The sequence below is a fragment of the Nocardia sp. NPDC058519 genome (assembly GCF_042719755.1).
In the GTDB taxonomy this organism is placed as follows: domain Bacteria; phylum Actinomycetota; class Actinomycetes; order Mycobacteriales; family Mycobacteriaceae; genus Nocardia.
Map to the genome: position 1 here is coordinate 24,096 of NZ_JBHXNK010000043.1, position 15,786 is coordinate 39,881.

Below are 15,786 nucleotides of genomic sequence, written 5' to 3' on the forward strand. Positions count from 1 at the left end.
GATGACCGGCACCGGCAGGGTCGAGTCGCATCACCAGATTGTCACGCGTTCCTCGGGCTTCAGGAACAGCTTGTCGGCGGGGGTCACGTCGAAGGCTTCGTAGAAGCTGTCGATATTGCGGATCACCGCGTTGCAGCGGAACTCCGGCGGGGAGTGCGGGTCGACGGCGAGGCGGCGGATGGCTTCCTCGGTGCGCGCCTTGGTGCGCCAGACCTGCGCCCAGCCGTAGAAGACGCGCTGCAAGCCGGTGAGGTCGTCGATGACCGGGGCTTGCCCGCCGTCGAGCGAGATCTTGTAGGCGGCAAGGGCGATCGAGAGGCCGCCCAGGTCGCCGATGTTCTCGCCGATGGTGAACTCGCCGTTCACGGTGTGCTCGTCGTCCAGGTCGGCGGGGGAGAGCACGTTGTACTGGTCGATCAGCGCCTTGGTGCGCTTGCCGAACTCGGCGCGGTCCTCGTCGGTCCACCAGTCCTGCATATTGCCGTCACCGTCGTACTTCGCGCCCTGATCGTCGAAGCCGTGGCCGATCTCGTGGCCGATCACCGCGCCGATACCGCCGTAGTTGGCGGCGTCGTCGGCGTTCATGTCGAAGAACGGCGGCTGCAGAATCGCGGCGGGGAACACGATCTCGTTCATGCCGGGGTTGTAGTAGGCATTCACGGTCTGCGGGGTCATGAACCATTCGCCGCGATCTACCTCGCCACCCAGTTTGCCCAGGTCACGATCGTGGTCGGCGGCGTAGCCACGGCGGTAGTTGCCGACGAGGTCTCCCGCGTCGATCTCGACCGCGGAGTAGTCACGCCACTTGTCGGGGTAGCCGATCTTGGGGGTGAACTTCTCCAGCTTGGTCAGCGCGGCGGCGCGGGTGTCGGGGCCCATCCACTCGAGATCGGTGATATTGCGGCGGTATGCCTCCTGGAGATTGGCCACCAGCTCGACCATGCGGGCCTTGGCCTGCGGCGGAAAGTGCCGGGCCACATACAGTTTGCCGACCGCTTCACCGAGCAGTTCCTGCACCAGCGACACACCGCGCTTCCAGCGCTCGCGGTTCTCCTCGGCGCCGGTGAGGGTGCGGCCGTAGAAGTCGAAATACTCCTCGACGATCTCGTCGGTGAGGAAACCGGCGCGCGCGTGCAGCACCTGCCACACCGTCCACGCCTGCCAATCCGCCTGCGGTAGCTCGGCCCACGCGGTGGCGAAGGCGCGCAGGTAGTCGGGCTGACGTACGACGAGCTCGGCGAACAGGTCCTCGCCGTCACGGTCGAGACCCTCGGCGACGACGTCTACCCAAGCAGCCCAGTCGAATTCCGGGTTCTCGGCGACCAGGTCGGCGAAAGTCGTGAGGTTGTAGCTCTTCTCGGCATCACGGCGCCGTACGACATCCCAATGACCAGCGGCGAGTTTGCGTTCCAGCTCGAACACGCGGCGAGCGGCGTCGGCCGGGTCAGTGGGCAGCAGCCCTTCCAACGACGCGTCCTCGGCGGCGATGGTGAACATCTTGACGATGTGCGCGATGTAGGCGTCGCGGATCTCCGCGAACTCGTCGGAGCGGTAGTAGGACTCGTCGGGCAGCCCGATGCCCGACTGGGTCGCGTGCACGAGGTAGCGGGTGGAGTTCTTGTCGTCGGTGTCGACGTAATAGGCGAGCGCGCCACGAACACCGGTGCGCTGCAACCGGCCGAGCAGCGCCGCGAACGCACTCGGATCGGCTACCTCGGCGATCGAGCGCAGCTCATCGGCGATGGGGGAGAACCCCGCCGCCGCGACCACCTCGGTGTCCATGAAGCTCGAGAACAGGTCCCCGATCTTGCGGGCATCGGCATCATCGGCCGCACCGGAGGCACTGTCGGTGATGATCGCCTGGACATCGAGCTCGGCCTGGTCGTACAACGTGCGGAACGCACCGTCCACGGCCCGGTCGGCCGGGATCTCGTACCCGGCCAACCACTGCCCGTTGACATGCGCGAACAGATCGTCCTGCACCCGCACATCTTGATCGCGGAAGGACAGATCAATTCCGGAGGGAGCACTCAGATCAGAATTGACATTCCCACCCTCGGAGAGACGGAGGTTCCCACCCTCGCGGGTCGGGGTTTCCTGGTTCATCGACAGATGCCTCCTCGCATCAGCTGCGGGGCGGTCTCACACCATCTCCGCAGGCCAGCACCGCAAGCCCTGCGGCACGTATATTTTTGGCCGCGTTCACATCGCGGTCGTGAATCGCCCCGCAAGGGCATACCCACTCCCGGACATGGAGCGGCATGTCCGAATTGATCAGCCCGCAGGCCGAACATGTCTTCGACGACGGATAGAAACGGTCGACAGCCACCACTGTCCTGCCGTACCAGTCCGCCTTGTACTCGAGCATCGAACGGAACTGCGACCAGCTCGCGTCCGAGACGGCACGGGCCAACGACCGGTTGCGGACCATGTTCCGCACGCTCAGATCCTCGATGGCGATCACTTGGTTTTCGCGCACCAGACGAGTCGAGAGCTTGTGCAGGTTGTCCCGGCGCCGGTCGGCGATTCGGGCATGGATTCTCGCAACTTTCAGCCGAGCTTTCGCCCGATTCTGCGAACCCTTCTGTTTCTTGGCGAGAACGCGTTGCGCGTTCGCTAATCGCACCCGGTCGACCTTCTCGTACCGGGGATTCGATACCTTCTCCCCAGTCGAAAATGTGTACAAACTGGCAACTCCTGCGTCCACACCGACCGTGACATCGTTCGGCGCATGCTCGACGATCGCGACCTCGACCAGAATCGAGACGTGGTACCGGCCACCTGCATCCTTCGACACCACGACCTGCGATGGTCGCGCGCCTTCCGGAAGCGGCCGAGACCAGTGAATATCCAGCGGCGCGGACTGCTTCGCGAGTTTGATCTGCCCGTCGTGGAAGCTGAAGCAGTTCGAGAAATAGGTCGCTGAGTCCTTCGACCTGAACTTCTTTTTGAACTGAGGGTATCCAGTCTGCTTCCGCCAGAACTTGTCGTACGCGCTTTGCAGGTTCCGCAGCGCCGCTTGCAATGGCCCTTTCGACGGCTCGGTCAGCCATGCCGTTTCGGGGTCGCGCTTCCACTGTGTGAGCAGTTTGTCGGATTCGGCGTAGCTGATGCGGCGCTGCTCTTGCGTCCAAGCACGCGAACGCTCTGCGAGCCCCCGATTGTAGACGTAGCGAACGCAGCCGAAGGTCCGTTCGAGTTGTTCTCGCTGCTCGTCCGTGGGATAGAAGCGGTACCTGAATGCCCGCTTCACCACGGTCGCCCCCATGTGTGGCAATGTAGCACGCTATCCTGTCACAACCTCCGGTGACAATCCTTCTCACGGCGTCCAGTATGCCGAAATATCGAGAGATGTCGCTGCAGCCCTACATGTCCTGCGTCGGCACGAACGCAAAGAACCGATCGACCCGACGGCCTCTACGCCGCCAGACTCGACATCGTGCTGCTCACCGGCGACGCCGAACTGAGCAGAGCCCCCGGCCTCCCGTGCCGCATCGAACTGATCGAGTGACTTGTAAGGTCTCAACACTCGCGGCAGATAACATCCTTCTGAACTGGCGATTTCCGGTTTGTCGCAGGTGGTGGCCAGAGTGGTTGTCTCAGTTCAGTGGCATTTCTATCCTGTGCGTATGACTACCCCACCATCGCCACCTGGCGCGGAGCAGACTGATGGATCACCCGTCCAGATCGGCGCTCTCGTTCCGCTGACTCGGCCTGGCTGGGTCGAGGCAGGCCGGCACTTACTTGCTGGGCTGGAGCTGGCGGTTCACGAAGTCAATAACTCCGGTGGGATCGTCGGAAGACCACTCGAACTAGTGGTCCGGGACACTGCGGCTGATCCGCGAAAGGCCGCGGCGGCCGTAGATGAATTGGCTCGCCTTGGCGTGGCTGCCTTGGCGGGGGAGTATCACAGCGTCGTCGCTCGAGCCGCTGCTGCCAGGGCCGACGCCCTCGGCCTGCCGTTCCTCTGCTCATCCGCGGTTCTTGATTCGCTCACCGAACAGCCAACCGAATGTGTCGCTCGCCTGGCTCCGGCGCAGTCCCACGGCTGGCGGATCTACGCAAACTTTCTCCTCGGCGCGGGCCACAGTCGAATCGCCACAGCAGCGGAGTCGAGTGTCTACTGGGCATCTGGGGTCCGCATTCTGCGGGACTACCTCGCTCCACGCGGCGGGACCGTCATCGAACTCGATATGCGCGAGCTCGACCCCACGGGGGTGTGCGACGAACTCCTCGCCAATCGCGCGACAGCCCTCCTTCTTCTGGTCGGCCACCCAGAGCCGGCAGTGTCGATTGTCAAGTCAGTCCGCCGCGACCAACGCCTCACCGGAATCATGATCGGTGCACCGGCTGGACAACCGGAGTTCGCCGAATGGGCGACGTTGCTGGGCGAGGACAGCGCTTCGATCCCGTTCTTGCGGTACCTGCCCGAGCGCCTCAGCCCACTCGGTGCACGAGTCGAGACTGCCCTTCGCGAGCGTTTAGCCCAAACGCCATCCTTCGTCGCCTTCGAGGGCTACGACACGGTCGCCGTCCTCGCCGATCTGCTGCGTACTCACGGCGCAGACTGGGTGCGCACTGCCGAATCCTGGCCGCGCGTTGCGGTCGAAGGCACCCGCGGACAGATCCAGTTCTCCCGCACGCCAGGCATCAGCGTTTGGCAATGGGCTTGGACGCCGATCCAAGTCGTTGATCGAGATCCGGCGGATCCCGACCGCTTTCGGATCCTGCACGCGGACTGAGTGAGCTCGGAGGCTGCTCAGATCTGTCCGAACTCGAGTCTTTCGACCTGTCTGCGTTACACGCAGGCGAACTCGTTGTCTCGGGCGCCGGCTACGAAGGCTTGCCATTCGGCGGCGGTGAAACGCAACTGCACGTCTTTGTGGCGGAGGGTGGTCGAGCCGTCGGGGGAGACGTGAGTGATGAGGTCGGGGTGGCGGTGTTCGGTCAGGAGGGAGTGCAGGAAGGCTGTCCACACGGGGGCGTCGACGGTGATGATGGGCTCGGCCGAGTCGGCGTTCATCGGGTCGCGGCGGAATTTGCTGTCTCGTACCTGGACAGTGTTTCCATCGAAACGAACCTCGACACATTGGTTGCCGTTGTTGGAGCGTGACGAGGAGAACCAGCCGTGTTCGGCCGGGCGGCGACGAGCGGTGGTGGACATACCCCGAATCTTACACGCTCGCATACTCCCTGATCAGGGCGAGAGATTCGGTGCGGGAAAGGGATTGCTCGCGGGCGCGCACGTAGGCGAAGCCGAGATCGCGGATCTGTTCGGCGTCGTCGACATGACCACCGAACACCGCGCTCTCGGCCCAGGCGAAAGTTGGTAGCTGATCGCTTGCGAAGTCGAGCAGATGGAAGCTGGAACCGCCGAGCACGGCTCCTTCGGGCGCACTGAACGGGATGACGCGCACATCGACGGTGTCGAGCTCACGCACCAGCGCCACCAGGTGCCGCAACTGCTCGCGCAACACCGCGCTGCCGCCGGTCTGCTGACGGAGAGTCGCCTCGCCGAGCACGGCGGTGAGCTCGAGGGGATCGGGCTCGCGCAGCCGCCGCTGACGGCGCAGGCGTATTGCGACTAATTGGTCTACTTGCACCGGGCGGATCATCACATCGGCGCTGATCAGGGCACGCGCGTAAGCCTCGGTCTGCAACAACCCGGGAACGATCATGCTGTCGTAGCTGCGGATGCTCTGCGCGCCCGCCTCCATCCCGTACAGCCGCTGCAACTCGGAACCGATCAGGGCCGAGGAGGCCGTCGCCCACCAGCCACGCTGTTTGCTCGCCTCGAGCAGGGCGAGCAGTTCGTGGCGCTCGTCGGGCGTGACATCGAGAACGTCGAGGACCGGTTCGATGGTGGTGCGGGTGAGCACCCGCCTGCCCTTCTCGACATGGGACCAGTTGGCGGGCGTGAACCCGACGCGGCGGGCGAAACCGGCCGAATCGAACCCGCGCTGCTCGCGGAGTTCACGCAGACGCAGGACGAGTTCCCACCGCGCGACGGTCGGCGAAACGGGAGCCATGGGCGAATATGGTACGCCGATCGACACGCCAGCTACTGACTATTGTCAGCATGGTTGTGCGGCTATAGGCTGTGCAGAACGGTCTTTTTCCCTCACGTCCTGCCGTTATGAAAAAGTTTCCCGCGCCACCGGGTCGTGATGCTTCAACTCTCACCGAGATTCGCCCCGATCGAGCGAACTCACAGCTACATCGAACCAGCGTCGACAGAGACGAGGTCGTGATGAGCACGTTGCGCACTGATGAGGACAAGGGCGGGTACACGGCGGCCGAGGAATACTCGGCCATCCAGGACGCACTGGCGCGCTGTCGCCAGTACCGCAAACACCATGGCCTCTACGGCGTCGTCGACGCGGCGCTCGGCCGGATCGTGCTCGAGATCGGCTCGGTCGGCGCGGTGGTGATGCCGTCGACGCTGGGCGAACGGGTCCGCGGGCTGCTCGTCACGCGCGGTATGCGCTGCGGGCCGATCATCGCCCACCCGCGCTCCGGTCGCTGGACCTTCCTCACCGGGCCGGTCGACAACTCCTACCTCGACACCGTGCTGTTCGCCGAGCTGTTCCGGGTGTGCGCCTCGGTCGCCTTACCCGGCAGCGATATCGTGCTGCCGTCGCCGGCCGACGAGCGCAGCGGTTATCGCACCTGGATGCAGGCGCCCGACGGTGATTTCCGGCCGGATTTCGCGCAGATCGTCGCCGCTACCCGGACCAATGCCAAGTCGGCGACCCTCTTGCGGCAGCCGGGTTCGGCCTGAGCTCACTGTCCTCCGAGACGCGCGTGCATCTCCCAGACCAGCACTTCGGCATCGCCGTGCGGACGGATCAACTGCCCGCCGGAGCGGGTCAGCCGGACCGCGTCGCCCTGGGACAAGGTGCCGAGCCCCTCGACGTCGATCTCGCCGCGCGCGACGAAAACATGTAGGTAGGGCGCATCGGGGATGGTCACACCGGGGCTGTCGGCCGTCATCCTGGCGACGTGCATGGCCGCGTGCGAGGAATTGATCGCGATGGCGGTGCGGTCGCGATAGCGGGGTAGGCCGGAGGCGACCGTCACCAGATCGCCGCGTGCTAGTTCGTCATCGATCTCCAGCTGCTGGTAGCCGGGGTCGACGCCGGGCTCGTCGGGGACCACCCACATCTGCACGAAATGCACGGGCTCGTCGTGGGACTTGCCGTCGAGGCGCCACGAATCGTTCTTCTCCGAGTGCTGGATGCCGGTGCCCGCGCTCATCCGCTGGGCCAGACCCGGATAGATGACACCGTTGTGGCCGAGCGAATCCTGATGCACGAGACTGCCGCCGAGCACCCAGGTGACGATTTCCATGTCCCGGTGCGGATGGGTGTCGAAGCCCTCGCCGGGCAGCACCACGTCCTCGTTGTTCACCAACAGCAGCCCGTGATGGGTGTTGTCGGGATCGTAGTGCTCACCGAAGGAGAACGAATGCTTCGAGTCGAGCCACGGGATCCGCGTCTTCATCCGGTCGCCACCGCGGTGCAGTTCGATCCGCGGGGGCGTCGTCGATGTGGGCGTCACAGTTCAATTCTGGCACCAATTGTGAAGGTGTACAGCCCACGGGTGTGCGGCGGTTCGCCTCGGCGCCGGTGATGGTGTACTGCTCACGGGTATGAGTGCTCCCTTGGACGGTTCTCCTTGGCACTATGGTCATGGCGTGTCGACTCATCCCTCGGACGGCTCGAATACGGCGGATGAGCAGCCGATCTCGATGAGACATCTGCTCCGCGACACCCACGCGGTGGTCCGCCGTAACCCGCGGATGCCGCGTCTTGCCCTGCTGCGGCTGGCCGCGCAGTTCGGTGACGGGATGTTCCAGGCGGCCCTGTCGGGCGCGATCCTGTTCAACCCGGAACGCGAGACCGATCCACTGGCCATCGCCGCCGGTTTCGCGGTGCTGCTGCTGCCGTATTCGGTGCTCGGGCCGTACGCGGGCGCGCTGCTGGATCGGTGGGATCGGCGCAATGTGCTGCTGGTCGCGAGTGTGGCGCGGGCGGTCTTGATCGGCGTGGCCGCGATCGGGTTGTTCCTCGGCGTGGGGGAGACCCCACTGCTGGTGCTTGCCCTGGCGACGGTCGGGATCAGCAGGTTCGTGCTGGCCGGGGTGTCGGCGGCGCTGCCGCGAGTGCTCGAACAGCGCTGGTTGGTGCCGATGAATTCGGTGCTGGCGACGGTGGCCTCGGTGTGTGCCGGGATCGGCGCGGCGGCCTCGGTGGCGGTGATCGCGCTGATCGGCGCGGGTGACTCGGCCTCGGCGGTGGCGGTGGCCCTCAGCGGGATCGGTTCGCTGGTCGGTGCGGTGCTGGCACTCGGGTTCCGCCCGCAGGTGCTCGGGCCCGATCGCGGTTCGGCCGGGAGCGAGAGCACCGTGCACGCCATCGCGACCGGTCTGCGCACCGGAGCGCGGGCGGTCTGGCATTCGGTGCAGGTGACGACGGCGATGATCGGAATCGGAGCGCATCGCATCGTGTTCGGGATGAACACACTGATCATGGTGCTGGTACTGCGTCAGCCGACCGACGGCGCGCAGATGAGCGGCGGGTTGGTCGGCTTCGGGGTCGCGATCGGGTTCGCGGCGGCGGGCATGCTGGTGGCCGCGATCGCAACGCCGATACTGATTCCCCGTCTCGGCAGGCCGCGCACCGTGCTGCTCGGCCTGACGACAGCGGTGATCGTGCAGCTCACGCTCGTGACACCGATCGCGCTGGCGACCGGCTCGGCGATCGACAACGCGCACCGGCTCCTGCTGATCGGCGCGTTCGGGCTCGGCCTCGCCGGTCAGACGATCAAACTGACCGGCGACGCGAGCATGCAGATCGATATCGACGACGATCAGCGCGGCCAGGTATTCGCCCTGCAGGACACGGTTTTCAACGTCTGTTTCGTGTTGGCGATCGCGGTGGCCGCGCTGGTGATTCCGGCCGATGGACGCTCCATCGGGGTAGTACTGGCCGGTGCCGGGGTCTACGCGCTCGGCATCGTGGCCATCGCGCTCAACTCCCGTCGAGCCAGGGTGGCCTGCTGAGGGTGCCCGCGGGTTCCTGCGCCAGGACCGTTCGATGGTCGACGGTGGCCAGCGGGATGTCGGGGAGGAAAGCGTCGCTGTCGATGCCGGAGTCGTAGTCGATCCATAGGGCGTCGAAGACGCTCGCGTCGGCCAGTTCGTCGTGGCTCGACCAGTGGTGCACGACCGCGTCGCCGGTTCCGAAGACGTACTCGATTTCGTTCACATCTGTTTGGACGCACGGCAACAGCGATCGGTTCCGGTAAGTTCACACAAGATCACAGGTGTTCCTCGCCGACACCGATTCGAGGGAGCCAGATGCGCGCAAGACCCGTATCGCACGGAACTGCCGCCGTGGGTGTGGCACTGTCCGCGATCCTCGCTGTTCCCGCGCAGGCGGGTCCGCTGCCGTGGGTGCCGCCGCCGGTAAACATCTGCGGCGAAACGGGATTCGACCCGGTCAACCGGCTGCCGGATCCCGCAGCGCCGCCCGCGCCGGTCCTGCCCCCGAGCATCGATATCCCGGTCTGGGTGCCGGAGCTGACGCCGGTGCCGATTCCCGACCCGCCGCACGACAACACGCGCGTCGCGCAGGTCCCGCTGCCCTCGGATCCATGCCGCAATCCGTGCCCGGAGGTGCGGGACACGCCGGAACCGGAACCGGAAAATACCCACGAGACAACGTCGACCGGTTCGGCGACCGGTTCAGGGACCGGTTCAGCCACCCCGTTGCCCCGGATCAGGATCAAACCGGAGATCGAGCCGATTCCGATCCCGGTACCCGGTGGCGAGGGCGAGCCTGCCCAGGAGCCGCCGGCGCCGGTGGTCCGGCCGATCGAGCGTGGCCCGCTGTCGGCGCCCGTCGTGCCCGCGAAGGTGGAATCCGTGCGGCTCGTCGACCAGGTCACCGGGCACGGCTCGGCCAACCGAACCGATATGCGCTGGCAGGTCGACGGCACCGATCTCGGGCTGTTCTGGGAAACCGAACCGGGCAAGGTCGCCATGGTTTTCGGTGACACCTTCGGCGAGGGCTGGGCCTACGGCGGCGCGGGCGCCGATACCGCCGACTGGCGGTCGAATGTGCTCGCCTACAGCACCGACAAGGACCTGAGCGACGGGATCACCATCGACTCGATGGTGCAGGACAGCCCCTGCCACGCCGCCGAGCTCCTCGGCAGCCGCAAGATCAAGAACTGGGAGACCACCACGATCCCGACCTCGGGTTTCGCGCTCGGGAAAAGGCAGTTCCTGAGCTACATGTCGGTGAACCACTGGTCGAAGATTCCCGGCATGTGGATGACGAACTACGGCGGACTCGCCTACTCCGACGACGGCGGCCAGACCTGGACCAAAGACCAGCATGCCCGCTGGGAGAACATGTTCGGGCTCGGGCAATTCCAGGTGGCCGCGATGGTGCCGCACGGGGATTACGTCTACATGTTCGGCACGCCCAACGGCCGGATCGGGATGATCGGGCTGGCCAGGGTGCGCAAGGACGACGTGCTCAACAAGACGGCCTACCAGTACTGGGTGGACGGCAGTTGGGCACCCGCGGCGGAGAACTCGGCGACACCGCTCGTGCACGGCACCGCCAGTGAGCTGTCGGTGCGGTTCGACGAGGAGAGCCGGCAGTGGCAGATGGTCTACCTCGACTCGGTCGCGGGCCAGATCGTGTTGCGGACCGCGAGTCAGCCGCAGGGCGCGTGGACTTCGGGGGTGCCGCTGGTGTCCACCGAGATGTATCCGAAGGCGTACGGCGGTTTCATCCATCCGTGGTCGACCGCGCAGGATCTGTATTTCACGATGTCGGCGTGGGACAGCTACAACGTGTATCTCATGCACGCACGATTGAATCCGCCGCGCTGATCGCCGGTGCTGCCACGAACAGCAGTTTGTCTCCCGGACGAGCCTGCGCGACCCGGTCGATATCGGCATCGAGGACGACCGCGATCACCGGGTAGCCGCCGGTGATCGGGTGGTCGGCCAGGAACACGACCGGCTGACCGCTCGGTGGTACCTGCACCGATCCCAGCGCCACGCCCTCCGAGGGCAATTCGCGCGCGACCGAACGCACCAGCGGTGGTCCGTCGGCGCGATCCAGGCGGGCGCCCACGCGGTCCGTGTCGGCGGAAACGATCCAGGAACCGCGGAACAGCTGGTCGGGGTCGGTGAACCAGTCAGCGCGCGGGCCCGGACAGGCGCGGACCGTGAGTATGTCCGGCCGCAGCGGAACCGGCGCGAATTCCACGGTCGGGAGGGTGCGCGGCGGGGGACCGACGGGTAGTTGCGTGCCGACGAGTAACGGGTCGGGGCCGATGCCGGACAGCGTGTCGCGGCTGCGCGAACCCAGCACCTTGGCCACGTCGATACCGCCGCGCACCGCCACATAACTGCGTAGACCGGTGTTCGCCAGGCCGAGTCGCAGCACCTGGCCTTCATCGAGTTCGAGCACGCTGGCATGCCCGACCGGGGTGCCATCGACGGTGGCGGGGGCGGGCGCGCCGGTGACCGCGACGGTGAGGTGACCGTCGGCGCGGAGGGCCAGCCCGCCGAGCAGCACCTCGATGGCGGCGAAGTCCTCCGGATTGCCGACCAGCCGGTTCGCCAGCCGGAGCGACCCACGATCGGCCGCGCCCGCTTGCCCGACGCCGGAATCGAACCAGCCCTGTCTGCCCAGGTCCTGCACCGTCGCGAGCGGCCCCACCCGCTCGATAAAGATCAGCATGCGATCTCTCCCCGAATTGCTGTCGAGGCGGCGCACCGTTGAGCAGCCCTTGATTGTCCGCCGAAGCAGCTATTCCTCGGAAGCGACGAACCTGATCGCCGAACCCGCCCGCACCAGCGCGGGCGGATCGCGGTCCACCGCCCACATTCGCAGATCGGTGGTGCCGATCAATTGCCATCCGCCCGGTGTGCCGCGCGGATAGACCGCCGAATATCCGCCCGCGAGTGCCACCGCGCCCGCGGGGATGGCCGTGCGGGCGCGGGTGCGCCGCGGCACTGTAAGCCTGCCGTCGGGCGAGGTGAGATAGCCGAAACCGGGCGCGAACCCGACGAACGCGCACCGCCAGACGGTGCCGGTGTGCGCCGCGATCACCGCCGGGATCGACAGGTCGAGCAGCCGGGCCACCTCTGGCAGATCCGCGCCGTCGTAGCGGACGGGAATCTCCACGACAGGCTCGGTATCGGGCACTGTTCCACGGGAAACATCCGGCGAATCCGCTTGTGGTGGCTCGTGATCCAGCCGGTCGAGCAGCGCGACGAGCTCGCGGCGGACCTGCACGCCGTAGCTCACCGAATGCATGGTGACCAGCACGGTTTCCGCCGCCGGCAGCACATCCTCGACACCGGCGATCGCGTGCACGCGCAATGCCGAGGCCAGCCTTTGCACCGGGCGCGGGTCGTCGAGGGTGATGAGCATGGCGCGGTCACCCGCGGGTCGGATCCGCGCGTTCCAATCGATGTCCATCCTGCCTCCCGCCCCTCAGCTGAACGGCTCCACCGGTATCCCGGCTTCGTCGAGCGCCCCCCGGATCCGGCGGGCCATCTCGACGGCCGCCGGAGAGTCGCCGTGGACGCACACGCTGGCCACGGTCACGGCGACCGTACCGGGACCGTCTACGGTACGCGCGGTCCCCGACAGCGCAAGAGTTGTCGCCTGCGACACGGCGTCGTCGGGCGACAGCACCGCCCCGGCAACTCCGCGCGGGGCCAGCGAACCTGTTGCAGTGTAGGCCCGGTCGGCGAATCCCTCACCGACGAAACGCACCCGCTGCGCGGCACGCTCCAATTCGGTGCCCGCCGGACCGAGCAGCGCAAGGCCCGGTTCGGCCTCCGCCACAGCCGCGACAAGGGCCTCGGCGAGCAGCCGGTCGCGGGCCGCCGCGTGATAGAGGGCGCCGTGCGGTTTCACATAGCGCACCCGATCGCCCGCGGCCCGCGCGAAGGCCGCGAGCGCGCCGATTTGATAGAGCACCTCGTCGCGCAGATCGGCCGGGGAGATGGCGATATCGCGACGGCCGAACCCGACCAGATCGCGATAGCCGACATGCGCGCCGATCCGCACGCCCTTGGCCACCGCCAGTTCGCAGGTGCGGCGCATGATCGTCGGGTCGCCCGCGTGGAAACCACACGCGATGTTGGCGCTGGTCACGATGTCGAGCATGGCGGCGTCGTCGCCCATCCGCCACGGGCCGAAGCCTTCGCCCAGATCACTGTTCAGGTCCAGCGGCATGCGATGCCCTCCGGTCTTCGCGGGTCACTCGCCGGGTAGGTACCCCGGTAATTCGAGCATGAACGCACAGATTCATACCGTTATTACCGGGGCGTGGTTCAGCAGGCGTACCCGCGCGGGAGCACCGGCTCAGAGCGGCGCGCTCGGACAAAAAATCGGGTCACACTTCGTGGCAACCGGCGATTCCGCCAAGTACGCTCGGAGCCATCATGGCCACGTATTTCGATCCGAAGTCCTGGTCACTGGCGGGCGCTGTCGACATGGGCAAACGCCTGCTCGACCCGTCTTGGATCGACCAGTGGCTCGGGTTCACCACGTCCTGGGCCGATCCCGTCGCCGACCTGGGTTCCGGCACCGTCACCGCCCTTATGCCCGATGTGCTGATGACAGTGCTCAGCGAGGGCATCCTCAGCCGTTTCGGCGGTCAGGAGATCAGCGCCACGCTGCTCGGGCACGACCTCACCGCCACCCTCGACACGTTCAAGGTGCGCAGACGCGGCGCGCACTTCCAGAGCAAGACGGTGCTGTCGAACCTGGTCTGGGACTCGCATCCCTTCGACACGGTCACCGTGGTCGCGCACGGCGTGCGGCTGATTCCCGGTGTGCCGACCAAGGTCCGGGTCCAGCAGCTCGATATCGAGGGCACCATCGGGATCGGGGCGATGGCGGACTGGGTGGACGCGCAGAACCTGGACTGGCGGGTGCGGCTCGACGATCGCGGACAGATCGTCGCGACCCATCGCACGCGCAAGATGCGGGCGGTCGTCGACGGGCAGGTCTACGACAACCTGCTCACCATCGACATCCGAAAGGCCAGCTGGTACGGCATCCGGCTGCCCAAACGCGTCGTGCCCGCGCCCGCGCTGCTGCTCGACGATCTGCCCAACCGGGCGAGCATTTCCTACGCGCACCGGCGCGGTGACGAGGTGAAATTCCGGCTCGAACTGCCGGAGACCACCGGCTCGTTCGACCTGACCCAGATCCGCGACGCCATCATCGCGGGAACAACGCTGATCGTCTTCTGATCAGTTCTGGGTATTCCACCATTCCTGGAGGGCGGCTTCGGCTTCTTCCCTCGTCATCGGACCGCGGTCAAGGCGCAGATCCTTCAGGAACTTCCACGCCTTACCCACCTGCGGACCCGGTGGCAGACCGAGCAGTTCCATGATCGCGTTGCCATCCAGATCCGGGCGCACCCGCGCCAGATCCTCCTGCGCGCGCAGCGCCGCGATCCGCTCCTCCAGCTCGTCGTAGGTCGAGCTCAGCGCGGCGGCGCGCCGCTTGTTGCGGGTGGTGCAGTCGGCGCGTACCAGCTTGTGCAGCCGGTCGAGCAGGTCGTCGGCGTCGGTGACATACCGGCGCACCGCCGAATCCGTCCACTGTCCCTTGCCGTATCCGTGGAAACGCAAGTGCAGAAACACCAGGCGCGCAACCTCTTCGGTGAACGCCTTCGGATACTTCAGCGCCCGCATCCGCTTGCGCACCATCTTCGCGCCGACCACCTCGTGATGGTGGAAGCTGACCCCGCCCGCGGGCTCGTTGCGCTTGGTGTCGGGCTTGCCGATGTCGTGCAGCAGCGCCGCCCAGCGCAACACCAGGTCGGGGTCGCCTTCCTCCTGGTCGATCGCCTGCGAGAGCACCGTCAAAGAGTGCTGGTACACGTCCTTGTGCTGGTGGTGCTCGTCGATCTCGAGCTTCATCGCGGGCACCTCGGGCAGCACCCGCTGCGCCAGACCGGTGTCGCACATCAGGTTGATGCCGTCGATCGGGTGGGCGGCACCGATCAGCTTGTCGAGTTCGGCGCGCACCCGCTCGGCGGTGATCCGGTCGATCTGATCGGCCATCTCGATGATCGCCGCACGCACCCGCGGCGCCACCTCGAACCCCAGCTGGGCGACGAAGCGCGCGGCCCGCAGCATGCGCAGCGGATCGTCGTCGAACGAATCCTGTGGCGCCGCAGGGGTATCGAGCACACCATCGAGCAGCGCGTCGATGCCGTTGAGCGGATCCACGAATTCCAGCGACCCGTCGGCGGCGATCTTGACCGCCATCGCGTTCACCGTGAAATCGCGCCGCACCAGGTCGCCGTCGAGGGTGTCGCCGAAGGTGACCTCGGGATTGCGCGAGACCCGGTCGTAGGTATCGGCGCGGAAGGTGGTGATCTCGAGCTGCTGGTCATCCTTGGCCGCGCTGACCGTGCCGAAAGCCAGGCCGCCGGTGTCCCACAGATGGTCGGCCCACCCACGCATCAACTCCTGCACGACCTCCGGCCGCGCATCGGTGGTGAAATCCAGGTCGTTGCCGAGCCGGCCGAGCACCGCGTCGCGCACGCTGCCACCGACCAGATAGAGACTGTGCCCCCGCTCGGCGAACATTCCCCCCAATGGCGCCAAAACATCATTGAGCTGCCCCAAAGTCACCGCCGCCCCCGCCAGCAGGCGAGCACGACGATCCGCCACAGCATCAGGGACAACGTCAGGAGAAACCACGAAAAGTAGCCTACCGACCC

15 protein-coding genes are annotated in these 15,786 nt (G+C 66.3%); 5 read left to right on the top strand and 10 right to left on the bottom strand.

The genetic code is table 11. From position 1 onward, the window contains the following. Positions 1-30: 30 nt before the first annotated feature. Together ACFWPK_RS31665 and ACFWPK_RS31670 are read right to left on the bottom strand one after the other, a co-directional pair. A complete protein-coding gene (locus tag ACFWPK_RS31665; RefSeq protein ID WP_378922029.1) occupies positions 31-2,106 on the bottom strand; it encodes a M13 family metallopeptidase in 2,076 nt (691 codons plus the stop codon). 19 nt (positions 2,107-2,125) lie between these two features. Continuing rightward, positions 2,126-3,268, bottom strand: coding sequence for an RNA-guided endonuclease InsQ/TnpB family protein (locus tag ACFWPK_RS31670; RefSeq protein WP_378922031.1), 1,143 nt, complete (start codon positions 3,266-3,268; stop codon positions 2,126-2,128). A gap of 361 nt (positions 3,269-3,629) precedes the next feature. Between ACFWPK_RS31670 and ACFWPK_RS31675 the strand changes: the two genes are divergently transcribed. Beyond that, positions 3,630-4,742: an ABC transporter substrate-binding protein gene (locus ACFWPK_RS31675; RefSeq protein WP_378922075.1), complete on the top strand. Its 1,113-nt coding sequence runs from the start codon at positions 3,630-3,632 to the stop codon at positions 4,740-4,742. 56 nt (positions 4,743-4,798) lie between these two features. Here the strand turns inward: ACFWPK_RS31675 and ACFWPK_RS31680 are convergent, their stop codons facing one another. Then, a complete protein-coding gene (locus ACFWPK_RS31680) occupies positions 4,799-5,164 on the bottom strand; it encodes a DUF397 domain-containing protein (protein WP_378922034.1) in 366 nt (121 codons plus the stop codon). Between the two features lie 10 nt (positions 5,165-5,174). Further along, complete coding sequence (locus ACFWPK_RS31685; RefSeq protein WP_378922036.1) at positions 5,175-6,029, bottom strand: helix-turn-helix domain-containing protein; 855 nt, start codon at positions 6,027-6,029, stop codon at positions 5,175-5,177. Positions 6,030-6,250: 221 nt separating this feature from the next. Here ACFWPK_RS31685 and ACFWPK_RS31690 point away from each other — a divergent pair, with 221 nt between their 5' ends. Then, positions 6,251-6,781, top strand: coding sequence for a hypothetical protein (locus tag ACFWPK_RS31690; RefSeq protein WP_378922038.1), 531 nt, complete (start codon positions 6,251-6,253; stop codon positions 6,779-6,781). 2 nt (positions 6,782-6,783) lie between these two features. Here ACFWPK_RS31690 and ACFWPK_RS31695 read toward each other — a convergent pair whose 3' ends face one another. Further along, entirely contained in the window at positions 6,784-7,503 is a 720-nt protein-coding gene (locus tag ACFWPK_RS31695; protein ID WP_378922077.1) for a pirin family protein, read from the bottom strand. 247 nt (positions 7,504-7,750) lie between these two features. On the opposite strand from ACFWPK_RS31695, the gene ACFWPK_RS31700 reads away from it, so the two are divergent. Further along, on the top strand, positions 7,751-9,064 hold the full coding sequence (locus ACFWPK_RS31700) for an MFS transporter (RefSeq protein ID WP_378922079.1): 1,314 nt from the start codon (positions 7,751-7,753) through the stop codon (positions 9,062-9,064). Here ACFWPK_RS31700 and ACFWPK_RS31705 read toward each other — a convergent pair. Beyond that, complete coding sequence (locus tag ACFWPK_RS31705; protein ID WP_378922040.1) at positions 9,033-9,269, bottom strand: hypothetical protein; 237 nt, start codon at positions 9,267-9,269, stop codon at positions 9,033-9,035. The genes ACFWPK_RS31700 and ACFWPK_RS31705 overlap by 32 nt on opposite strands. Before the next feature lie 92 nt (positions 9,270-9,361). Between ACFWPK_RS31705 and ACFWPK_RS31710 the strand changes: the two genes are divergently transcribed. Next, the gene (locus tag ACFWPK_RS31710; protein ID WP_378922042.1) at positions 9,362-10,909 is read left to right on the top strand and encodes a DUF4185 domain-containing protein; all 1,548 of its coding nucleotides are present in this window, start codon (positions 9,362-9,364) and stop codon (positions 10,907-10,909) included. Here ACFWPK_RS31710 and ACFWPK_RS31715 read toward each other — a convergent pair. The 3 genes from ACFWPK_RS31715 to ACFWPK_RS31725 all read right to left on the bottom strand — a co-directional run bounded on the left by ACFWPK_RS31715 (position 10,878) and on the right by ACFWPK_RS31725 (position 13,277). Continuing rightward, positions 10,878-11,768: a biotin-dependent carboxyltransferase family protein gene (locus ACFWPK_RS31715; protein ID WP_378922044.1), complete on the bottom strand. Its 891-nt coding sequence runs from the start codon at positions 11,766-11,768 to the stop codon at positions 10,878-10,880. The two genes, ACFWPK_RS31710 and ACFWPK_RS31715, sit on opposite strands and share 32 nt — an antisense overlap. A gap of 69 nt (positions 11,769-11,837) precedes the next feature. Then, positions 11,838-12,512 carry an allophanate hydrolase subunit 1 gene (locus tag ACFWPK_RS31720; protein WP_378922046.1) on the bottom strand — a complete coding sequence of 225 codons (675 nt, stop codon included), beginning with the start codon at positions 12,510-12,512 and terminating at the stop codon, positions 11,838-11,840. Positions 12,513-12,527: 15 nt separating this feature from the next. Then, positions 12,528-13,277 carry a LamB/YcsF family protein gene (locus tag ACFWPK_RS31725; RefSeq protein ID WP_378922048.1) on the bottom strand — a complete coding sequence of 250 codons (750 nt, stop codon included), beginning with the start codon at positions 13,275-13,277 and terminating at the stop codon, positions 12,528-12,530. 209 nt (positions 13,278-13,486) lie between these two features. Here ACFWPK_RS31725 and ACFWPK_RS31730 point away from each other — a divergent pair, with 209 nt between their 5' ends. Next, the gene (locus ACFWPK_RS31730) at positions 13,487-14,302 is read left to right on the top strand and encodes a hypothetical protein (protein ID WP_378922050.1); all 816 of its coding nucleotides are present in this window, start codon (positions 13,487-13,489) and stop codon (positions 14,300-14,302) included. Here the strand turns inward: ACFWPK_RS31730 and ACFWPK_RS31735 are convergent, their stop codons facing one another. Further along, positions 14,303-15,766: a CCA tRNA nucleotidyltransferase gene (locus ACFWPK_RS31735; protein WP_378922052.1), complete on the bottom strand. Its 1,464-nt coding sequence runs from the start codon at positions 15,764-15,766 to the stop codon at positions 14,303-14,305. It abuts the gene before it with no gap. Between the last annotated feature and the right edge of the window lie 20 nt (positions 15,767-15,786).